The 21,015-nt window shown below is 72.6% G+C and carries 20 protein-coding genes; 15 read left to right on the top strand and 5 right to left on the bottom strand.

Annotated features, from left to right (window positions below; translation table 11 throughout):
- The first annotated feature begins 102 nt into the window (after nt 1-102).
- From ACFYOP_RS08210 to ACFYOP_RS08190, 5 genes are all read left to right on the top strand, one after another.
- Nucleotides 103-588: a winged helix-turn-helix domain-containing protein gene (locus tag ACFYOP_RS08210; protein WP_356891539.1), complete on the top strand. Its 486-nt coding sequence runs from the start codon at nt 103-105 to the stop codon at nt 586-588.
- A gap of 473 nt (nt 589-1,061) precedes the next feature.
- Complete coding sequence (locus ACFYOP_RS08205) at nt 1,062-2,054, top strand: NAD-dependent epimerase/dehydratase family protein (protein ID WP_356891537.1); 993 nt, start codon at nt 1,062-1,064, stop codon at nt 2,052-2,054.
- A 112-nt stretch (nt 2,055-2,166) separates the two neighbouring features.
- Nucleotides 2,167-3,429: a sensor histidine kinase gene (locus ACFYOP_RS08200; RefSeq protein WP_356891535.1), complete on the top strand. Its 1,263-nt coding sequence runs from the start codon at nt 2,167-2,169 to the stop codon at nt 3,427-3,429.
- Nucleotides 3,414-4,076, top strand: coding sequence for a response regulator transcription factor (locus ACFYOP_RS08195; protein WP_356891533.1), 663 nt, complete (start codon nt 3,414-3,416; stop codon nt 4,074-4,076). Before ACFYOP_RS08200 ends, ACFYOP_RS08195 begins: the two co-directional genes overlap by 16 nt.
- Nucleotides 4,077-4,217: 141 nt before the next feature.
- Entirely contained in the window at nt 4,218-5,774 is a 1,557-nt protein-coding gene (locus ACFYOP_RS08190) for a DUF1996 domain-containing protein (RefSeq protein ID WP_356891531.1), read from the top strand.
- Nucleotides 5,775-5,950: 176 nt separating this feature from the next.
- On the opposite strand, the gene ACFYOP_RS08185 is transcribed toward ACFYOP_RS08190, so the two are convergent.
- Nucleotides 5,951-6,403 (bottom strand): hypothetical protein, encoded by a 453-nt coding sequence (locus ACFYOP_RS08185; RefSeq protein ID WP_356891529.1) that lies wholly within the window; start codon nt 6,401-6,403, stop codon nt 5,951-5,953.
- A 237-nt stretch (nt 6,404-6,640) separates the two neighbouring features.
- On the opposite strand from ACFYOP_RS08185, the gene ACFYOP_RS08180 reads away from it, so the two are divergent.
- From ACFYOP_RS08180 to ACFYOP_RS08170, 3 genes are all read left to right on the top strand, one after another.
- Nucleotides 6,641-7,441: a tyrosine-protein phosphatase gene (locus ACFYOP_RS08180; protein ID WP_356891527.1), complete on the top strand. Its 801-nt coding sequence runs from the start codon at nt 6,641-6,643 to the stop codon at nt 7,439-7,441.
- Between the two features lie 47 nt (nt 7,442-7,488).
- Complete coding sequence (locus ACFYOP_RS08175; RefSeq protein ID WP_388451210.1) at nt 7,489-9,549, top strand: hypothetical protein; 2,061 nt, start codon at nt 7,489-7,491, stop codon at nt 9,547-9,549.
- Between the two features lie 120 nt (nt 9,550-9,669).
- Nucleotides 9,670-10,392 (top strand): TetR/AcrR family transcriptional regulator, encoded by a 723-nt coding sequence (locus ACFYOP_RS08170; protein WP_356891525.1) that lies wholly within the window; start codon nt 9,670-9,672, stop codon nt 10,390-10,392.
- Here ACFYOP_RS08170 and ACFYOP_RS08165 read toward each other — a convergent pair.
- Nucleotides 10,377-10,727, bottom strand: a complete 351-nt coding sequence (locus ACFYOP_RS08165) for an isomerase (protein ID WP_356891523.1) — start codon at nt 10,725-10,727, stop codon at nt 10,377-10,379. The two genes, ACFYOP_RS08170 and ACFYOP_RS08165, sit on opposite strands and share 16 nt — an antisense overlap.
- A 114-nt stretch (nt 10,728-10,841) precedes the next feature.
- Here ACFYOP_RS08165 and ACFYOP_RS08160 point away from each other — a divergent pair, with 114 nt between their 5' ends.
- The 3 genes from ACFYOP_RS08160 (at nt 10,842) to ACFYOP_RS08150 (ending at nt 13,504) form a co-directional block, all read left to right on the top strand.
- The gene (locus ACFYOP_RS08160; RefSeq protein WP_356891521.1) at nt 10,842-11,420 is read left to right on the top strand and encodes an N-acetyltransferase; all 579 of its coding nucleotides are present in this window, start codon (nt 10,842-10,844) and stop codon (nt 11,418-11,420) included.
- 17 nt (nt 11,421-11,437) lie between these two features.
- Nucleotides 11,438-12,526 (top strand): LacI family DNA-binding transcriptional regulator, encoded by a 1,089-nt coding sequence (locus tag ACFYOP_RS08155; protein ID WP_356891519.1) that lies wholly within the window; start codon nt 11,438-11,440, stop codon nt 12,524-12,526.
- Nucleotides 12,527-12,607: 81 nt separating this feature from the next.
- Entirely contained in the window at nt 12,608-13,504 is an 897-nt protein-coding gene (locus ACFYOP_RS08150; protein ID WP_356891517.1) for a phosphatase PAP2 family protein, read from the top strand.
- A gap of 531 nt (nt 13,505-14,035) precedes the next feature.
- Here ACFYOP_RS08150 and ACFYOP_RS08145 read toward each other — a convergent pair.
- Nucleotides 14,036-17,023, bottom strand: a complete 2,988-nt coding sequence (locus ACFYOP_RS08145) for a bifunctional [glutamine synthetase] adenylyltransferase/[glutamine synthetase]-adenylyl-L-tyrosine phosphorylase (RefSeq protein WP_356891515.1) — start codon at nt 17,021-17,023, stop codon at nt 14,036-14,038.
- 217 nt (nt 17,024-17,240) lie between these two features.
- On the opposite strand from ACFYOP_RS08145, the gene ACFYOP_RS08140 reads away from it, so the two are divergent.
- Together ACFYOP_RS08140 and ACFYOP_RS08135 are read left to right on the top strand one after the other, a co-directional pair.
- Nucleotides 17,241-17,771, top strand: coding sequence for a pyridoxamine 5'-phosphate oxidase family protein (locus ACFYOP_RS08140; RefSeq protein WP_356891513.1), 531 nt, complete (start codon nt 17,241-17,243; stop codon nt 17,769-17,771).
- Nucleotides 17,772-17,784: 13 nt separating this feature from the next.
- Nucleotides 17,785-18,216 (top strand): VOC family protein, encoded by a 432-nt coding sequence (locus tag ACFYOP_RS08135; RefSeq protein ID WP_356891511.1) that lies wholly within the window; start codon nt 17,785-17,787, stop codon nt 18,214-18,216.
- Nucleotides 18,217-18,317: 101 nt separating this feature from the next.
- Here the strand turns inward: ACFYOP_RS08135 and ACFYOP_RS08130 are convergent, their stop codons facing one another.
- Complete coding sequence (locus ACFYOP_RS08130) at nt 18,318-19,139, bottom strand: helix-turn-helix domain-containing protein (protein ID WP_356891509.1); 822 nt, start codon at nt 19,137-19,139, stop codon at nt 18,318-18,320.
- A gap of 198 nt (nt 19,140-19,337) precedes the next feature.
- Nucleotides 19,338-19,829: an ATP-binding protein gene (locus tag ACFYOP_RS08125; protein ID WP_356891507.1), complete on the bottom strand. Its 492-nt coding sequence runs from the start codon at nt 19,827-19,829 to the stop codon at nt 19,338-19,340.
- Nucleotides 19,830-19,948: 119 nt separating this feature from the next.
- Here ACFYOP_RS08125 and ACFYOP_RS08120 point away from each other — a divergent pair, with 119 nt between their 5' ends.
- A complete protein-coding gene (locus ACFYOP_RS08120) occupies nt 19,949-20,776 on the top strand; it encodes a helix-turn-helix transcriptional regulator (protein WP_356891505.1) in 828 nt (275 codons plus the stop codon).
- Nucleotides 20,773-20,970: a DUF397 domain-containing protein gene (locus ACFYOP_RS08115; RefSeq protein ID WP_356891503.1), complete on the top strand. Its 198-nt coding sequence runs from the start codon at nt 20,773-20,775 to the stop codon at nt 20,968-20,970. The genes ACFYOP_RS08120 and ACFYOP_RS08115 overlap by 4 nt, the downstream gene beginning before the upstream one ends.
- The last annotated feature ends 45 nt before the right edge of the window (nt 20,971-21,015 follow it).

Below are 21,015 nucleotides of genomic sequence, written 5' to 3'. Positions count from 1 at the left end.
ACTCGGGACGCCCCCGTCGGGCAGTACCCGCTCGGGCCTTCGGCCGGCGCGCACGACGTACGTCAGTCCGTCTTCCTCCGCGCGCGAAAGAGCTGACTCCTCATGGCGAACACCCGTGCCCTCCCCGCCGCCGCCCACCGAGACCGGCCGCGGCCGAGTGCCGACTTCCTTCCGCCGGGCGCCACATGGCTGCCCGCTCCCCCGCACACTGTGCCCGCTCTCCCGGGGCAGCCGCCGATGGTCGGCTACCTCGTGCTCGTGCCGGCCGATCAGCAGCCGCGGCCGGCCCCCGACGAGGCCGTGAGCAGCGGCCCGGTGCGGATCGACCGGGACCGGCGCACCGCCCGGGTGGACGGGCGGGCGCTGGAGCTGACCTACCTGGAGTTCGAGCTGCTGGCCCACCTGGTGGCGCACCCGCACCGGGTGCACACGCGGGACCAACTGGTCACGACGGTGTGGGGGTACGGGCACGTGGGCGACGGCCGTACCGTCGACGTCCATGTGGCGCGGCTGCGCCGCAAGCTGGGCGCCGAGCACCGCCGCACGATCCGGACCGTGCGGCGGGTCGGCTACACGTACGCCCCCTAGGCGCGGGCGGCGGCCACCGGCCGCGGCGGCGAGGTGCACGGCGACCATGCCGGCGTCCGCGGCGATGTCCGGGGGCGGCCCGTGGTGGTGTGCGGCGGCCTGTTCGCCGCCCGCGAAGGTCAGGTGCGGAACACCCTGGACGGCGAGCAGTCCGGCTCCGACGGACCGGGCGCCGCGCTCGCGGCCGGCCGCGAGCCAGCCGGCGGCGGCCGTCGCGCCGAGCGCGGCGATCAGCGCGGCGGGCGGTATGTGGTGCGCGGACAGGGACCAGTGCCCCGTCGCGGCAAGGACGACCGCAACCGCCGCGAAGAGCGCGGCCCCGCAGGGCACGCATCGGCGACCGGGCAGCCGTCATCGTCGGCACATGCTGCCAGCCCTCAGCCGCCTCCGGGAGAGTGACCCCGGGTACGGAACGTTATTCCGGCAGCAGAAGTGCTGTCCTCCGCGCCGCCCGACGGGGCAGAGTCGTGATCATGAGGCTTCTGATTCTGGGCGGTACACACTTCGCGGGGCGCGCGGTGACGACGGCGGCGCTCGCCCGCGGCTGGGACGTCACGGTCTTCCACCGCGGGCACAACGCGGCGCCGGACGGCGCTGCCGTACGGATCGGCGACCGCGCCGCGGAAGGCGGCCTGGCGGCGCTCGCGGACGGCACCTGGGACGTCGTCGTCGACACCTGGTCGGGGGCGCCTTCGGCGGTGCGGGACACGGCGGCGCTGCTCGCCGGGCGGGCCGAGCGGTACGTCTACGTCTCCAGCTGCTCCGTGTACGTCTGGCCCCCGGCCGCCGGGTACGACGAGAGCACGGCCACGGTGGCCAGTTCGCCCGACGCCGGGGACGTGCCGTACGCCGAGGCCAAGCGGGGCGGGGAGCTGGCGGTGTCGGCCGCCTTCGGGGACAGCCGCTCGCTGCTGGTGCGCTCGGGCCTGATCCTCGGCCCGTGGGAGAACATCGGCCGGCTGCCGTGGTGGCTGGGCCGGATCGCGCGCGGCGGCGACGTGCTCGCGCCGGGCCCGCGGGAGACGCCGCTGCAGTACGTCGACGTCCGGGACCTCGCCGAGTGGACGCTCGACGCGGCCCGCGACGGGCGCGGCGGTCCGTACAACCTGGTGAGCCGGCCCGGCCACACGACGATGGGCGAACTCCTCGACACCTGCGTCGCGGTGACGGGCTCGAGCGCGCGGCTGCGGTGGACGCCGGCGGAGACGGTGCTCGCGGCGGGCGTGGAGCCGTGGACGGACCTGCCGATCTGGATCCCGCCGACGCAGGAGGGGCACGCCGCGCTGCACGGGGTGGGCGTGGCACGTGCCATGGCGGCGGGCCTGCGGTGCCGCCCGGTCGCGGACACGGTCCGCGACACCTGGGCGTGGCTCACGTCGCTGGGCGGTGCGGCGCCGCAGCGGTCCGACCGCGCGCGGGTGGGGCTGGCGCGGGAGGTGGAGGAGCGGCTGCTGCGGGAGTCGTGAGCGGCGGGGGTGTAGCCGGCTACACCCCGTGTCCGGTGTCCTGCACCAGTGCGGCGGCCGGGCGGCGCCCCCGACACTGGTGATCGACACCGGACGACGAGGGGGACCCGCAATGATCGCGAAAGCACGGGACGCGGTGGTGGCCGGCGCGCAGGGGCTCGCACTGGCGGTGACGGCGATGACCGGCTCCGTACTGCTCTTCACGCTGGCGGCCGTGTCGATCTCGCTGATACCCGTCGGGGTGGGCGTGTTCACCACCCCGAGGCTGCTGATGCTGGTGCGGGCCCATGTGAACCGCAGACGGCTGCTGGCGGCGAAGTGGTCCAAGGTCCGTATCCCGGTCCGGTACCGGCCGTTCCCGGAGAAGGGGCGCAAGCGTTTCGTCGGGCAGGCCGAGCGGTGTTCGCTGATGCTGAAGGACCCGGCGACCTGGCGTGACATGCAGTGGCTGCTGGCGGACATGACGGGCGGCGCGATCCTGGCGGTGCTCGCTCCGTCGCTGATCCTGGAGGGCGTGTTCGGGCTGCTGCTGGCGGCCTGGCTGTGGGAGCCGATCGTCGCCGCGCAGGGGACGTTCTGGTACACGTTCCTTCCGGTCAGGGACGGCACGGCGCACTTCGCCTTCTGGCTCGGGCTGGCCTGGCTGATCGTCGCGCTGCACGTCAACCGCTACCTCGTACGCGCCCACTTCCGCCTCACCGCCGCTCTCCTCACCCCGAACCGTGCGGACGAGCTGGAGCAGCGCATCGACCGGCTGACGGAGACCCGGTACGACGCGGTTGACTCGTCGGCGGCCGAACTGCGCCGTATCGAGCGGGATCTGCACGACGGGGCACAGGCCCGGCTGGTCGCGGTGGGGATGAGCCTGGGCACCGTCGAGGCGCTGATCGAGAAGGACCCGGCCCAGGCGAAGGAGCTGATCTCGAAGGCCCGTGAGTCGTCGGCGGAGGCGCTGACGGAGCTGCGTGACCTGGTGCGCGGGATCCATCCGCCGGTGCTGGCCGAGCGCGGCCTCGGTGACGCGGTGAAGGCGCTGGCGCTGCGACTGCCGATTCCGGCCGAGGTGGAGGTGGGCCTGCCGGGCCGTGTGGACGCGCCGGTCGAGTCGGCCGCGTACTTCGCGGTGAGCGAGTCGCTGACCAACGCGGTGAAGCACTCGGGCGCCGACCGCGTCTGGGTGGACATCACGTACACCGCGGGCGCGCTGCGCGTCTCGGTGACCGACAACGGCAGGGGCGGCGCGGTGATCGGGGCCGGCTCCGGCCTGAGCGGCGTCGAGCGGCGGCTCGGTACATTCGACGGAGTCCTGGCCGTCAGCAGTCCCGCGGGCGGCCCGACCATGGTGACCATGGAGATCCCTTGCGAGTCGTTCTAGCCGAAGACCTGTTCCTGCTGCGGGACGGGCTGGTCCGGATGCTCGAGGCGTTCGGCTTCGAGATCCTGGCCGCCGTGGAGAGCGGGCCCGAACTGACCAGGGCACTGGCCGACTTGGAGCCGGACGTCGCCGTGGTCGACGTCCGGCTCCCGCCGTCCCACACGGACGAGGGCCTGCAGTGCGCGCTGGCGGCGCGGCGGGCGAGACCGGGGCTGCCGGTGCTGGTGCTGTCGCAGCACGTGGAGCAGCTGTACGCACGGGAGCTGCTGGCGGACGGCAACGGCGGAGTGGGCTATCTGCTGAAGGACCGGGTCTTCGACGCGGAGCAGTTCACAGACGCGGTGCGCAGGGTCGCGGCCGGCGGTACGGCGATGGATCCGCAGGTCATCTCGCAGCTGCTGTCACGGCGTTCGCTCGACAAGCCGATGGGCCGTCTGACGCCGCGTGAACGGGACGTCATGGAGCTGATGGCGCAGGGCCGTTCGAACGCGGCGATCGCGGAGCGGCTGGTGGTCACCGAACGGGCGGTGTCCAAGCACACGTCGAACATCTTCGCAAAGCTGAACCTGCCGGTGTCCGACGACGACAACCGCCGGGTGCTCGCCGTACTCGCCTATCTCGATCACGGCCGGACGATGCAGAACTGAGCGGCGAGATACCCCATTTCTCCGTAGTGCAAACGGTTTTGGCGCCTGCGACTTCTACAACTTCCGCACACCGCTGAACGCCCCACCGACGGCTCCCGTATGGAACGACGCGCTACTTCCCTCCCCCGGGATTGGAGTTCCATGGGACGCAAATCGAGAAAACGCTCAACTCTGGCCAACCGGGCGATCGCCGCTTCGGCTGCCCTCCTGCTGGGCGGGGGCGGGCTGATCGCGGCCAATTTCTACGCGTCAGCCCACGAAAGCTGGGGCGGCGACCGGGACGGGCCGAGAACCCAGAGTGCGGGCCAGTCGGTCTCGACCATCGACTGTCCGGAGGTCGTCAATTCCATCGAGGAGATCCCCGACGACCAGCGGATCGCCGTCGACCGCGAACTGGCCACCCTGGACAACCAGATCACCACGTACTACCAGCGGTTCGCCGACAACAAGCAGCGGGTGCAGAGCGACCGCACCTTCGCCCAGAACCAGATTCTGTCGCCGCTGAGGAACGAACGGCTGGTGATCATCCAGCGGATCGTCGCCCTGATCGACCGCTCGGCCGAACGCCCGCAGGGCCTGGAGGCGACGGCGCCGTGCACGCTGCGCGGCGACGAGAACGACCAGAACAACGACGGGGACCAGAACGGCGGTCAGAACGACGGCCGGAACAACGACAACGACCAGGACCAGGGCCAGGACGGCGGTGACCGGAACAACGACAACAACGACAACAACGACAACGGCGACAACAACGGGGACGGGGACGGCGACAACAACGGCGGACAGGCCGGCAACGGTCCCCAGGCCGACGACTTCGTGAAGATCGAGTCCGTCGAGCCGAACGTGCGGGAACCGCGCCAGCGCCGGGGAGCCTCACGGGGCACCTTCGTCACCGACTGCGGCGTGAACGAGAACGGCAAGTTCAATTCCGACAACGTCATCGCCGCCCCCGGCGTCAGCAACGGCGCGCACCACATGCACGACTACGTCGGCAATCAGGCCAATGACGCCTTCGCCAGCGACGACGATTTCGCGAACGGAGACACCACCTGCGACAACCAGGGTGACAAGTCGACGTACTACTGGCCCGTGCTGCGGGTGCAGAACGGCCAGAACGAGTTCGACGCCGATCAGGACGGTGGCGGCAACGACCAGAACGTCGGCGAGATCCAGCAGCCGTCGGAGGTCACGCTGACGTTCGAGGGAAATCCGCGCAGCAAGGTCACCGCGATGCCGAAATTCCTGCGCATCATCACCGGTGACGCCAAGTCCTTCACCAACGGTGACGCGAATGCCAACGCCTCCTGGAGCTGCACCGGATTCGAGAACCGGCAGCTGAAGGACAAGTATCCGGTCTGCCCCCAGGGCAGCCAGGTCGTGCGGAGCTTCAAGTTCCAGAGTTGTTGGGACGGTGAGAACACCGACAGCGCTAACCACCGCACCCATGTGGCCTTCGCGGAGGACGACGGCAGCTGCCCGGACGGCTTCCAGGCCATCCCGCAGCTCGTGCAGCGGATCGTCTACGACGTGCCGCCGCCGGTCTTCGAAGGGGACAACGTCTCGGCCTTCGCGGTCGACTCGTTCCCCGAGCAGCTGCACAAGCCGATCACCGACCACGGTGACTTCATCAACGTCTTCGACGAGAACCTGATGGACGAGATGGTGGACTGCATCAACGACGGCCGTCGTTGCCAGTGAGCGGCTGAACCTCAAGAGGCCGGGCCGGCCTGGGAGTTCCCCAGGGCGGTCCGGCCTCCTGCCGTCTGCGGACGGGCGGCGCGGTCGGTACGGTCGTACGGTCCGTTCGGCCTTCGGCCTTTCCCGGGCCGGTCCGGGAGGACCCGGACCGGCCCGGTGGTGATCAGCGCGTCAGGTCAACCGCCGCTGTGCGAGCTGTGCTCCTCGTGGCCTCCGTGACCGCCCTCCGCGCCGCCCGAGCCGTGCTGTGCCCCGGTCTCCACCTCGCCGCCGAGCCGGCCGCGGAGCGCCTCGACGACCTTCTCGTCACCGACCGCCACCCATCTGCGCCCGACCAGATACGTGCCGCCGTAGTCGTTGGCCTCGTTGATCCACTCGCGCTGGCCGCGGTCCGTGCTGAAGGTCGCGAGGATGAACCTGCCGTCGGCCGTCCTGCAGTTGGCCTGGCGCAGTTCGTCGGCGTCCGTCTGGATGTTGGGCTCGCAGTCGGCCTGGCGCGCGAGTTCCTCGAGGCTGCCGGTCGCCGTTCTCGGCTCCGGCGCTCCGTCGTCGCCGTCGTCGGTGTCGCCGCCGGCTCCGCAGGCAGCGGTCAGGACCAGGACCGCCACTGCCAGTCCCGCCCGGGTCACCGCCCGCTTCCTGCCGGGGCGCGCGCCCGCACCCGCACCCGCATTCGTCGTGCCCGTACTCGCATTCGTACTCGTCCGCATCGGGCCATGGTGCCCGCCCCTCCCCTCTCCGCGCGGCCGAACCACGGGTAACGCACGGGGCGCACGGGACGGTTCGCGGTGGTCGGCTTCCGTGACCGTCCGTGCCCGGCGGTGTCGCGGCCGCCGCTCGCGGGCCGGTGGGCCTAGGGTCCGCTCATGAACGCGATCCCCTCCACCACCGTCGCGAACCTTCGCGATCTCGGCGGCACGCCCCTCCCCGGTGGCCGGTCGGTGCGCAGCGGTCTGCTGTTCCGTTCCGGGCAGCTGGACCGGATGGACGCCGCGTCCGACCCGGCCGTCGCCGCGCTGGGCGTCCGTACCGTCGTGGACTTCCGCACCCGGGCGGAACGCGAGGCCCGCCCCGACCGGCTCCCGGAAGGCGGACGGCTGCTGCTCGCGGACGTGCTGGCCGACCAGGTCGACTCCGGCCGGATGCCGGCGGCGGCCCGGCTGCGCAGGCTGCTGGCCGATCCGGCCGTCGCAGAGCGGGAACTCGGCGGCGGCCGGGGCGGCGAGATGTTCGCCGACATCTACCGGGCCTTTGTGACGACCGCCTCGGCGCGCTCCTCGTACCGGGCGTTCCTGAACGAGGTCGCGGACCCCGACGCCGGTCCGCTGCTGTTCCACTGCACGGCGGGGAAGGACCGCACGGGCTGGGCGGCGACCGTCGTGCTGACCCTGCTCGGTGCGACGCAGGAGACCGTCGAGGCCGAGTACCTGTCGGTCAACGCGGCGGTGCGCGAGGCGTTCGCACCGCTGGTCGAGGGGTTCACCCTCCAGGGCGGGCAGCCGGAGACGGCGCTGTCCATCATCGGTGTGGTGCCCGAGTACCTGGCCGCCGCCCTGGACGAGGTCGACGCCCGCTACGGCTGCATGGAGAAGTACGTCCGCGAGGGCCTCGGCGTCACGTCGGCGGCGCTGGAGGGCATCCGGGAGCGGCTGATCGTGGAGAGCTGAACGGGGCCCTCTGCCGCGCCGGGTGACCATAGGACGATTCGCTCGTTCTGCTGAACGTGCGCCCACACGACGTCGTCTCCTCCCAGGAACCCGCTCCGAGCCCCTCCGCGCCCGGCCCGTCGCCGCTGAACTCGTCCACGGCCGACGACGCGGCCGGGGAGGCGGGCAGGGACGCGGGCAGGGGCGGTGCGGGAGTCGGACTGGGTCAGGCGGAGGCGGCGCTCGTCGAGCACTACCCGCGCCTGGTGCGGATCGCCTACCTGGTGCTGCCCGCCTCCCTCGGCCAGGGCCGCCGCGTGCTGACCGCCCACGCCCTGGTGCAGCGTTCGCTCCCCCGCGGCGAGCCCGCGTCGGGTACGCCCGCCCCGGCCGTGCCCCGCGCCCGCCGCCCGGAGGAGGCCCGCGACCCCGGCTACGCGTATGTACGGGACCGGGTGGTGCGCCAGGCACTGGAGGCGTCGCTGCCGCTGCGCCGCTGGGCACGGCCCCGGCGGGCGCAGCTCCCGCCGCTCCTGCCGCACGTGTGGGGCGTGCGGGTCTTCCCGCGGTCCGGCGGCGCCGGTGAACTCGCTCTGGACCAGCGGCTGTCGGCGCTGTCCGGGCCGGCCAGGGCCGCGTATGTGCTGCGGGGCCTGGAGAGGCTGTCCGGCCGCGAGGTGCGCGAGGCGCTGGAGCGGGCCGGGGCGGCGGACCCCGAAGGGGCGCTGGCGGAGGCCGACGGCGTACAAGGCGTGCAGGACGGGCAGGGCGGCGCGGAGTTGCTCGGCTCCTCCGAGTTCGACGCGTGCTCGCTCCAGGTGCGGCCCACCGATCTGCTGCGCCGTCGCCGGCACGGCAGGGCGGCCGTGGTCGCGGCCGCGGCGCTCGCGGTGTGCGGGACGTTGCTCCTGCTGCCGGGCGGCGGGAAGGCCGACGCCTGGGACGGGCCGTATCCCCGTAACGCCGCCGCTCGGGCGGCGCTCGATCCGGGAAGGCTGGTGCGGGTCCCGGCGACGGCGTGGCGGGAGTCGGTCCGCAGGGACTTCTCGGTGTGGCCGGCCCGGGGGCCGCTCACCGGGGACCAGCCGCTGCTGCGACGGGCGCTCGTCGCCTGGGCGGACCCGGGTGACGGGATCAGGGTCAGCGCGACGCCCGGTACGTCGTCGGGTCCCCCGGCGGGCCCGCCGCAGTTGCTGTTCGCGGGCGGGGTGGGCCGGGCGCGGGTGGTCGTGCTGTACGACGGGCTGCGTGTCGTGCGTTACGCGGAGCAGGCCGTGCCGCGGGGCACGCCGGACGACGCGGTCCTCGACTTCGCGCGCACGGACGCCGCGGACGCCACCGCGTCCGGCGCGCTCGTGGCCGGGCGCTCGCAGGCGTACGTCCGCTATCTGACGGCGCCCTGGGTGCGCGGCGTCGCGGTGCGGGACCTGCTGGACCCGTCCGGCGCGCCGCGCCCGCTGCGACGGGACGCGAGCGGCCTCACCGAGCGGCTGGAGAGCCCCGCACAGGGACGGGGGTGCCGGTCGTGGCAGGCGCTGGAGCTGACCGACGGCAGCACGACGGCGCTGACGACGGACCTCGGAGAGCTGACGCCCGCGCATCTGACCTACGGCCCCCCCGACGCGCCCGCCGAGGTCGAGGGCGCCGCGGCCCGCGCGTCCTGGGCGCGTACGGCCTGTCTGCTGCCGGGGGTACGGGCGCACGGCGTACGCAGCGTCAACTCGTGGCGCTACGCCCGGCAGCGGCTGCCGGAGGCGAACGGCACGGCCTCCTGGGTCTGCACCCGCGCGGAGACCTGGCGGGGTACGGGGAGCAGGGTCCTGGCCCAGTTCCAGCCGCCCGCCGCGCCTCCCGGCACGCCGGGCACGGTGGTGGCGCGGGCGGAGGACTCCCCGTCGTGCGGGGTGCGCGAGCCGAGGGTGCTGGCGGGTGTGCTGTGGCAGTCGCGGGCGGGCCAGTGGTACGTGCTGGCGGCCGGCAGCCGGCATCTCACCTCGGTCGCCGTCCTCGGCGACGGGGTGGAGGGCGGGGCGGCGGGCAGCACGGTCGCCGTCCGCGCCCGCGAGGGCGTGCGGCCCGAACTGAACGGCCGCCTGGCCGACGGCACTTCGGTGGGCTCCCTGCGCTGATCCGGCCGCGCCCCCGTGGCGGCTGTGCGTCCGCCGCTGTCCGGCAGCCCGGTCCTGGGCCGCCGCACAGCGGCCCCTGCCTTCGTGTCTCGCCCGGAGCACGGTGGGTAGGGTGTCGGCATGACGACCGGGGTACGGCGCAGGATGGGCGTCGAGGAGCGCAGACAGCAGCTGATCGGTGTGGCGCTGGAGCTGTTCAGCCATCGCTCCCCCGACGAGGTCTCGATCGACGAGATCGCGGCCGCCGCGGGCATCTCGCGCCCGCTGGTCTACCACTACTTCCCCGGCAAACAGAGCCTGTACGAGGCCGCGTTGCGGCGGGCCGCCGACGAACTCGCCGCCCGCTTCCGCGAACCGCGCGAGGGCCCGCTCGGTGTGCGACTGCTGCGGGTGATGGGGCGGTTCTTCGACTTCGTCGACGAACACGGCCCCGGCTTCTCGGCGTTGATGCGGGGCGGCCCCGCGGTCGGCTCCTCCACGACCACCGCGATGATCGACGGCGTGCGGCAGGCCGCGTACGACCAGATCCTGGCCCACCTGGGCATCGACGACCCGTCGCCGCGCCTCGCCCTGGTCGTGCGCTCCTGGGTGTCGCTCGCCGAGTCGACGGCCCTGCTCTGGCTCGACGGACGCCGCATCCCGCGCGCGGAGCTGGAGTTGCAGTTGGTGCACGACTTCGCGGCGCTGGCGGCGGTGAGCGCCGCCTACGACGAGGAGATGGCCGCCCTGCTCGTCCGCATCCTCGGGGACGAGCCGATGGACGGCCCGTTCGGCGACCTCGTGGGCCGGCTCGTGCAGCTGGCGCCGGCGATCGCGAAGGTGCCCGCTCAGCGCCTCCGGTAGGACGTTTCGAGGTCCCGCACCTCGGCCGACAGGATCGGCATCGGGCCGCCTGCGGCCGCCAGCCGGCCGGCCAGCAGGTCGAGCACCGCCTCCGACAGCTCGCCCTTGAGTTCGGGGGACCGGCCGGGAAGCAGCGCGATCGCGATGTGCACGACGGCGTCCTCCGCACCGCCCGCGCCGAGCACCGTGTCCTCGACCCGGCGGAACCGCGTCCGGCAGGCGTCCAGTTTGGTGTCGACCGTCCGCACAACCAGTTCGTGCAGTTCGCGGGCGAAGCCCTGCCGGTCGAAGGCGGGGTCCACGGTCTGCGAGTAGTCGACGGTGATCTGCGGCATGGGAAGTCTCCGGTCGTGGGTCGTCGGTCGTTTCGTTGATCTCGGTCGTTTTGTTGATCTCGGTCGTTTCGTTGATCGTCGGCCGCCCGGCGGCGCCCGCGCCATCATGGCCCCATGATCCCGGACTTCGCCTTCCGTGCCGCCACCGCGTCCGAATCGGATGTGCTCGATCTCGTCTCCCTCTACGACGGCGCCGCCCGCTGGACGCTGTGCCACGGCATCGACCAGTGGCGGCCCGGCGGCAAGGACGCCGCCCACTTCCGGCGCCGGATCGCCGAGGGGGAGGTGTGGCTGCTGCGGCACGGCGGCCGGACGGCCGGGGCGTACGAGATGTGGTGGGACGACCTGCCGGCCTGGGGCGCACAGCCGCCGGTCGCCGGCTACGTGCACCGGCTGATGACCGCTCGTGGCGCGGACACGCCGCCCGGCGCCGGCCGGTTGCTGCTCGCCCACGCCGAGGGACGTGTCACCGCCGCCGGACGGCGACTGGCCCGGCTGGACTGTCTGAGCAGCAACCCCCGGCTGCGCGACTACTACGAGGCCGCCGGATACCGGGTGGTGGGTGAGGAACCGGCCAAGTCGGCCGCGGACGGCAGCAGTTACGGCGTGCTGCTGCTGGAGAAGCGCCTCTGGCGGGCGACTCCGGCACCAACTCCCGCCGCCACCAGGCCCGGTGGGCAGTCCCGGGTGTGACGGGTACAGTCCGGTGCGTGACCGCACCCGCACGGCTGGCCGACATCGCGACCCAGGCGGGGGTCAGCGAAGCGACGGTGAGCCGGGTCCTCAACGGAAAGCCAGGCGTCGCCGCGACCACCCGCCAGTCGGTGCTCGCCGCCCTCGACGTCCTCGGTTACGAGCGGCCCGTCCGGTTGCGCCGCCGCAGCGCGGGCCTGGTGGGGCTGATCACACCGGGACTCGACAACCCGATCTTCCCGGCCCTCGCGCAGGTCGTCGGCCAGGCGCTGACCCGGCAGGGCTACACCCCGGTGCTGGCCACCCAGACCCCCGGCGGGTCGACGGAGGACGAGCTGACCGAGATGCTGGTGGACCGCGGCGTCGACGGGATCATCTTCGTCTCCGGACTGCACGCCGACACCACCGCCGACATGGGCCGCTACGACCGGCTCCGCACCAAGGGCGTTCCCTTCGTCCTCGTCGACGGATACGCGCCCGGCGTCCGCGCGCCGTTCATCTCGGCGGACGACCGCGGCGCGATGCGGCTCGCGGTCACCCACCTCGTCTCACTGGGGCACACCCGGATCGGCCTCGCGCTCGGCCCGCGCCGGTTCGTGCCCGTGGTGCGCAAGACCGAGGGTTTCCGGCTCGCCGTGCAGGAACAGCTCGGCCTCACGCCGGAGGCGAGCGGTGAGCTGGTCCAGCACTCCCTCTACACCCTCGAAGGCGGCCAGGCGGCGGCCTCGGCCCTGCTGGACCGGGGATGCACGGCCGTCGTCTGCGCCAGCGACATGATGGCGCTCGGGGCGATACGGGCGGCCCGCCGGCGGGGCCTCGACGTACCGGACGACATATCCGTCGTGGGATTCGACGACTCGCCCCTGATCGCGTTCACCGACCCGCCGCTGACCACCATCCGCAAACCGGTGCAGGCGATGGGGCAGGCGTCGGTACGCGCGCTCCTGGAGGAGACGGGCGACAGCCACTCGACGGCCGCGGCTCCGGAGCGGAGCCGGGCTCCCGTGCACGGCGAATTCGTCTTCATGCCGGAGCTGGTGGTCCGCGGTTCAACCGCTTCCGCACGGGGACGCGACGCCGGACGGGACGGCGGGGGCCGCCCGTAGTCCGTAAGACGGAGAGGGTGCGGGACGAACCCGTCGGAGGGATGATCGTAGGGTGCCGTTCATCTGGCAAACTCCTCTCTCATGGGTGAAGCGACCGTGAAGACTCTCGAAGGACGGACGGCGACCCCGTCATCCACGATGGAGGACGAGGCCGCTGCTTCACCTGCCCGTTCGCGGCCCCGGCCGCGGGTGCCACGGACGACCGCCCGCCCCAGCATCTGGTTCGAGGTGATGCTGATCGCGGTGAGTTACTGGACGTACTCGCTCATCCGCAACGCCGTGCCCGAGCAGAAGAGCCAGGCCCTCCGCAACGCCGACTGGATCTGGCAGGCGGAGCAGACCATGGGCATAGCGGTGGAGGAGTCCGTCAACCGCGCCGTCAACTCGGTGACATGGCTCATCGTGTCGATGAATTACTACTACGCGACCCTGCACTTCATCGTCACCATCGGTGTGCTGGTCTGGCTCTACCGTACGCATCCGGGCCGTTACGCTGCCGCCCGGCTCGTCCTTTTCGCCACGACCGGTGTGGCTCTGGTCGGTTACTACCTGTACCCGCTCGCACCGCCCCGGTTGATGAACGGCCAGAATTTCATCGACACCGTCCTGGTCCACGACACCTGGGGCTCGATGGCCTCCGGGGACCTGAAGAACATGTCGAACCAGTACGCGGCGATGCCGTCCATGCACATCGGCTGGTCCGTGTGGTGCGGCCTGATCATCTTCGCGCTGGCGGCGGCGCCGTGGGCCAAGATCCTGGGCCTGCTGTACCCGACCCTGACCCTGGTCGTGATCGTCGCCACCGCCAACCACTTCTGGCTGGACGCGGTGGGGGGCCTCATCTGCCTGGCGTTCGGCTTCGGCGTCTCGTACCTGTGGTACCGGGCGCTGCCGCATCAGCTCCCCCAGCTCGTCTCCGCGCTCCCCCGCGACCCGTCGCCGGGCCTCCGCCGCTTCCTCCCGACGGCCCGCGGCTGACCCCTGCCCGAGGGGGCTCTGCCCCCTTGCCCCCGCGCCTCAATCGCCGGCGGGGCTTGGTCGGCCGGTCTTGTCGGGGCGCTGCCCCGAGTCCCGCGCCTCAATCGCCGGCGGGGCTGAAGTTGCCCAAGCCGGCGGGACCGGGAGTGCGACGGCCTCCTCGGGGCTCCGCCCCGAGCCCCGCGCCTCGAACTCCCCCTACGGCCTGGCGGCCGTGGGTGGGGGGTACCTCCCACGCCGCCAGGCGTAGGGGGAGTGCCCCCAGCGAGGCCGGATGTGCCCGGCTCGGGCTGGTTGCCGCGCAGCGGCACATCCAGCCCGGCCTGGGGGTACCAGCCACGGCCCCAGGCCGTAGGGGGAGATTGAGGCCACCGCGCGGAGCGCGGTACCGGGCCCGGGCGGAGCCCGGTGTCCGCCCCCGCCCGCAGGGCGCATCGGGGTCCGGGGCTTGCCCCGGTTCCGGGGAAGGGGCGGGGAGGGGAACACGCCCGCCGCAGGCGCCACGCGCCCCCGCCGCCGCCCGCCCAAGGGCTACGCGTCGTAGAAGACCGCCTCCATAACCCCCCGCGCCCTCCGCGTCACCCTCCGGTAGTCGTCCAGCATGTCCCCCACGTGCCCCGGCCCGTAGCCCAGGTAGCGCCCCACCGCCGCCAGTTCCCGCGCGTCCGCGGGGAACGTGTCGCCCGCGCGGCCGCGGACCAGCATCACGCCGTTGCGGACGCGGGTCGCGAGGACCCAGGCCTCGTCGAGGGTGCGGGCGTCGTCCTCGGTGAGGAGGTCCGCCGCGCGCGCCGCGGCCAGCGCCTCGCGGGTACGGGTGGTCCGCAGCGCCGGCTCGGCCGCGCCGTGCCGCATCTGCAGCAGTTGGACGGTCCACTCGACGTCGCTCAGGCCGCCCCGCCCGAGCTTGGTGTGCAGCGTCGGGTCGGCGCCCCTCGGCATCCGTTCGGACTCCATGCGCGCCTTGAGCCGGCGGATGTCGCGCACCGCGTCGTCGCCGAGCCCCTGCCGCGGGTAGCGCAGCGGGTCGGCCAGCTCGACGAATGCCGCGCCGAGCTCGGCGTCGCCCGCCATCGGCCGGGCCCGCAGCAGTGCCTGGCTCTCCCAGGTCAGGGACCACCGGCGGTAGTACGCCTCGTACGAGCCGAGCGTGCGCACCAGCGGCCCGTTGCGGCCCTCGGGCCGCAGGTCGGCGTCGATGAGGAGCGGCGGGTCGGCGGTCGGCAGCTGCAGCAGCCGGCGCATCTCGGCGACGACGCTGTTCGCGGCCCGTGCCGCTTCCTGGTCGTCGACGCCCTCGCGCGGTTCGTGGACGAACAGGACGTCCGCGTCGGAGCCGTAGCCGAGCTCGTACCCGCCGAAGCGGCCGACGCCGATGACGGCGAACCGGGTCGGCAGGGTGTCGCCCCACTGTTCGCGTACGGCGGCGCGCAGCGCGCCCGAGATGGTGGCGGCCGTCAGCTCGGTGACGGCGTCGCCGACGCGGTCGACCAGCGCGCCGGGATCGCCCTCCGCCGGGTTCTCCTCGGTGCCGTAGGAGCCGATGAGGTCGGCGGCGGCGGTACGGAACAGTTCCCGGCGCCGTACTCCGCGGGCCGCGGCGACCGCGGCCTCCGCGGTGTCGGCGCGGCCGACGGCGGCGAGGACCTCCTGTTCGAGGTGGTCGCGGCCGCGCGGCCGCAGCCCGCCCGGGTCGCCGAGGATGGCGACGGCCTCGGGCGCGCGCAGCAGCAGGTCGGGCGCGAGCCGACCGGCGGACAGCACCCGCGCCAGGTTCTCCGCCGCGGCGCCCTCGTCGCGCAGCAGCCGCAGGTACCAGGGCGTCTTGCCGAGTGCGTCGGAGACCTTGCGGAAGCCGAGGAGGCCCGCGTCGGGGTCGGCCGAGTCGGCGAACCAGCCGAGCAGGACGGGCAGCAGGGTGCGCTGGATGGCGGCCTTGCGGCTGACCCCGGAGGCGAGCGCCTCGAGGTGGCGCAGCGCGCCTGCGGGGTCGGCGTATCCGAGGGCTTCGAGGCGTTGGCCGGCGGCCTTGGGGCTGAGCCGGGTCTCGCCGGTGGCGAGCTGGGCCACGGCGTCGAGCAGCGGCCGGTAGAAGATCTTCTCGTGCAGCCGGCGGACGACGGAGGCGTGCCGTTTCCACTCGCGGCTCAGGGTGGTGACGGGGTCGGTGCGCAGTCCGAGGGAGCGGGCCAGCCGGCGCAGGTCGGCCTCGTCCTCGGGCACGAGGTGGGTGCGGCGCAGCTTGTAGAGCTGGATGCGGTGCTCCATGGCCCGCAGGAAGCGGTACGCCTCGTCGAGTTGCGCGGCGTCGGCCCGGCCGACGTACCCGCCGGCGGCGAGCGCCTGGAGCGCTTCCAGGGTGGTGCCGCTGTGCAGGCCGGCGTCGCTGCGGCCGTGGACGAGTTGCAGGAGCTGTACGGCGAATTCGACGTCGCGCAGTCCGCCGGGGCCGAGCTTGAGTTCGCGCTCTATCTCGGCCGGAGGGATGTTGTCGACGACGCGGCGGCGCATCTTCTGCACGTCGGCGACGAAGTTCTCGCGTTCCGCCGCCTGCCAGACCAGCGGCGCGACGGCCTCCGTGTACGCCTGGCCGAGCGCGGCGTCGCCGGCGACGGGCCGGGCCTTGAGGAGCGCCTGGAACTCCCAGGTCTTGGCCCAGCGCTGGTAGTAGGCGAGATGGCTGGAGAGCGTGCGCACCAGGGGCCCGTTGCGTCCCTCGGGCCGCAGATTGGCATCGACGGGCCAGATGGTGCCCTCGACGGTGGTCTCCGAGCAGATGCGCATCAGATGGGAGGCGAGCCGGGTCGCGGCCTGCAGCGCCTTGGCCTCCTCGGTGCCGTTCACGGGCTCGGCGACGAAGATGACGTCGACGTCGGAGACGTAGTTGAGCTCGTGGCCGCCGCATTTGCCCATGGCGACGACGGCCAGCCGGCAGATCGCGGCGTCGTCGGGGGCGGCGGCCCCGGCGATGGCGAGGGCGGCCCGCAGGGTGGCGGTGGCGAGGTCGGCCAGTTCGGCGGCGGCCTGGGCCACGTCGGTGGTGCCGCACACGTCGCGGGCGGCGATGGCCAGCAGGCAGCGGCGGTAGGAGACCCGCAGCGAGACGGCGTCGGTGGCGTCGGCGAGCCCGCGTTCGAAGTCGGCGACGCCCGGGTGCAGGTCGGCCGACTCGTAGGTGGCCAGGGCGTGCCAGTCGCGGGGGTGGCGAACGAGGTGGTCGCCGAGCGCTTCGGACGCGCCGAGGACGCCGAGCAGCCGGTCGCGCAGCGGCTTCGCGGTGATCAGGTTGTCCAGGAACCGGCGCCTCTCGCCCGACTCGTGGGCTTCGACGAGGCGGACCAGGGAGCGCAGTGCGAGGTCGGGGTCGGCGGTGGCGCCGAGGGCGTCGAGCAGGACCGGGTCGTCGCGCACCGCCGCCATGTCGGGCAGGTCGAGGAGCCGTGACGCGTCGGAGGGGTCGGTGAAGCCGTGCTTCAGCAACCGGGTGAACGTACTGCTCCTGCGCCCCGGAACCGTCATCCCGGCCTCCCGTCGTCCTGCCGTGCCCGCCGTGTCGCCGTGTGTGCGCCGTCCGCCGTGTGTGCGCCGTGTGCGCGCCGTCCGCCGTGTGCGCCCGAGCGTAGCCGCAGGCCAGGGCGGGCTGCCCGGCGGGCGCGCAGGGACCGATGAGTATGCGGACGCCATGCGGTCCACACATACGTCGACCGTGCCGACCGCAGACGGAAGGACCAGCGCCATGCCACCGACCGCCCATCCCCTCTCCGAGCTCGACCCCCGCTTCAGCGATCCGGGGGCGTCGGCCGCCCACTGGTCGGACGCGGTCGCTCAACTCCGCGACGCCGAGGTGTTCTGGCTGACGACCGTACGACCGGAGGGCCGCCCGCACGTCACGCCGCTGATCGCCGTCTGGCACGACGACGCCCTGCACTTCTGCACCGGCCCCGGGGAACGCAAGGCGAAGAACCTCCGGGAGAACCAGGAGGTCGTCCTCACCACCGGCGTCCCGTCACTGGGCGAGGGCCACGACCTGGTCGTCGAGGGAAAAGCGGAGCGCGTGACCGACGAAGCGGCGTTGCGCGCCCTGGCGGCGCTCTATGTGGAAAAGTACGGACAGGACTGGGCGTTCGAAGTCAGGGACGGCGTGTTCGCGCACGAGGCGGGCGATGCCCTGGTCTTCCGGGTCGCGCCGCGGACCGTCTTCGGCTTCGCGAAGGGCGCCTTGTTCGGACAGACCCGCTGGCGATTCACCACCGACGTGTCCCGTTGAAAGGATTCCACCCGTGGAAATGACCCTCGAAGTCGTCCCCGTCCCGGTCGCCGACCTGGACCGCTCGAAGACCTTCTACGCAGAGGCGTGCGGCTTCAAGGTCGACCTCGACTCCGAGGTCGCCCCCGGTATGCGGATCATCCAACTGACCCCGCCCGGGTCGCGCTGCTCCATCGCCCTGCTGAGCGGCATGCCACCGCATCCCGACCAGCCCACGATGTCCCCCGGCACGCTCCACGGCCTCCAGCTGTGCGTCACGGACATCGCGAAGGCGCACTCCGAGCTGATGTCGCGCGGAGTCCCGGTGACGTCGATCCAGCACGTGGGCGCGACGGGCTGGGAGGAGGGCACGGGCGAGGAGTGGAACGCGTTCATGTTCTTCAAGGACCCGGACGGCAACAGCTGGTGCGTTCAGGAGGCCCCGGCCCCGCTGTCGCAGCGCTGACGGCGTCCATGGCGGCGGGCACGTATGCGGCGTGCCCGCCGCGTCATGGCCCGGCGCGGGCGCGCTTCCCGCGCTCCAGCGGCTCCACGCGTACGCGCTCCTCAGGCGGCGGCCGCTGTCATGTTGGCCGCGACGCACTCGGGGCAGCACCCGGGCTCGGCTGCGCGGAACGCCCTGTCGCACACGTCGCAGTTCTGCAGCGGGTCGGGCCGGACGGTGACCGGGGCGGCGGGGAGCGCCGGCGGAAGCATCGCGCTCAGGCGGTGCCCGAGCAGCCCGGCAGGCCTGGGGATCTGGCCGAGCGGCAGTGCGGAGGTGAGGGTGCGCTGCACGGCGGCCGGGTCGACACCGCGCTCGAGCCAGGTGGTCACGCCCGGTGCGAGGCGTCGGATGTCGCGCTCCGAGAGCAGCAACCGGCTGTCGTGGCGGCGCAGCCCGGCCAGGAGGTTGTGCACGACCGCGTCCGGCTCCGGTTCGGGTTTCGGCTCCGGCTCCAGCTCCGGTGCGGCTTTCGGCGAAGGCGGGGCGGAGGTGGGCGCGGGCACCTCGGCCGTTCGTCGGGCGCGCATCGCGGGCGGGTTGTTGTAGGACACCGTGACGGTCACCATCTTGCCGGACGGCAGCCGCAGCCGGACGCGGGCGATGTAGCCCTCCGCCTCCAGCTCTCGGAAGGCGTCACCGACGCGTTTCTCGCTCTCCGGAAACCGCTTGGCGAGCTCCCGGATCGAGATGATCGAACCAGCTTTCAGCGACTGCACATGCGTCGCCAGGCCGATGGCCGTCAGGGACAGCCCTTCGTGCTGTGCGAGGTGGTTTCCGACCACGGTGAAGCGCTCCGGGTGCCGGATGTTGATGTGCTGCACACCGGAGGCGGGAACGAGGGACAGCGCGCGCGGCAGCGCGTTAAGCTGCGGATCAGCCATCGGGAAGGTCCGTTCTTCCTTGGGTGGTGAGGCCCTCGATCGGGATGCCCGTCCCGGCCGGGGGCCGTTTGCCGTATGGGAGTTGTCGAGCCCGAGCGTGCACCGAGCAGCGGCATATGCGCCAGCGGAACCGGCCCGTTTCACCCACGCGAGTGATCGGGGGCGGGGGTGGGTTGGAAGGTTTCTTTCCCTCAGTTCTTACTCTTTGACCTCGCGGGCCGCCGAGTCCCGGAACACCGAGTCGCGGCATCCCTGTTCCGGTTCAACCGCCTCAAATGGATTGATCTCCGCCCATACCGTTTTGCAGGGCACGGGCCCCAGCTCCACACCCCACCGATCGGCCAGCGCCTCCACGACGACCAGCCCCCGCCCCGAAACGGCGTCGGCCCCGAGCTGCCTCCCCCGCACCGGCAGCCGGTCGCCACGCGAGTCGGCCACCTCGATTCGCACCACTCCGGCCGCGCCGAGCCGCAGCGTCAGCCTGAAGTCCCGGCCGGGCACCCGGCCGTGGGTCACCGCGTTGGCTGCGAGTTCCGCGACGATCTGTTCGACGGCCTCGTACGGCCGCCCCCAGTCGACGAGCTGCGCAACGGCCAGCCGCCGCGCGAGCCGCGCGCCCCGGCGCGTGGCGGAGAGCAGGACGGTGAAGTTGTGTACGGGGGTGCCGATTCGGGTGATTTCCTTGTTCACGTCACTCAGCGTGTCCGCCCGTGCATACGCTGAACAGGGCTGCCGCCGGGACGCGGCACCTCTGTCCGGCTGCGGCCGGCCACTGTCCGGGCTCGTACGCGTGTGATGCGGAGGTCACCATGGAGCAGCCGACCGACGGCCACGACGACGAGACGAGCGCCGTACTCAAAGCGGTCGGCCGTCAGATCAAGGCATGGCGCGAGCGAGCAGGGCTGCGGCAGAGTGAGCTCGGCGCTGCGATCGGATACGGGGAGGAACAGGTCTCTTCCGTGGAGCGCGGCCGGCGCGTTCCGAAGCCGGAATTCCTGGACCAGGCGGACGCGGTGCTGAACGCGGGCGGCATGATCTCGGCGATGAAGTCGGACGTCGCGGAGGCCCGTTACCCCAAGAAGGTCCGCGACCTGGCAAGGCTCGAAAGCGAGTCCGTCGAGCTGGCGGCATACGAGAACCACAACGTGCACGGTCTCCTGCAGACCAAGGCCTACGCTCGCGCGCTCTTCCACATGAGGCGCCCTGTCCTGTCGGAGGAAGTCATCGAGCAGGGCATCGCGGCACGCATGGCCCGGCAGGCGCTCTTCACCGCCCAAGCGGCGCCGATCTTCAGCTTCGTTCAGGAAGAGGTCACTCTGTGCAGACCACTGGGTGGCCGCGAGGTGTGGCGCGCCCAGCTCGAACGGCTGCTGGCCGTCGGCCGGTTGCGGCACGTCGAGATCCAGATCATGCCGACCGAGCGGGAGGACCACGCCGGTATGGCAGGGCCTCTGCAACTGCTGAGGCTGCGGAGTGGAACGACCGTCGGGCACGTGGACGTGCAGCGTTTCTCCCGCCTGGTCTCACATCCGAAGGAGGTGCAGCCCCTGGAAATCCAGTATGGAATCATCCGGGCACAGGCGCTCACCCCTCAGGAGTCGCTGACATTCATCGAGAAGGCGCTGGGAGAAGCATGACCGACAAGCCCATACGCGGGTTGCAGTGGTCGAAGAGCAGCTACAGCAGCAGCGAACCCGATTCCAGCTGCGTCGAGGTCGCCGCCACCCCCGCCGCCGTCCACGTGCGCGACTCCAAGGACGCCGCCGTCCCCGGTCTCGCCCTCGGCCCCACCGCCTGGGCCACGTTCGTCGCGTACGCCGCCGAGGGCTGACCGGGCGGCGGCCTCGTTGTCAGTGACGCCTGGTATCCATGGGAG

Origin of the sequence: Streptomyces sp. NPDC006294, assembly GCF_042870895.1 — a bacterium.
GTDB lineage: Bacteria > Actinomycetota > Actinomycetes > Streptomycetales > Streptomycetaceae > Streptomyces.
The sequence above is the reverse complement of the archived record's forward strand: the minus strand, read 5'-3'. Positions and strand labels throughout refer to the sequence as shown.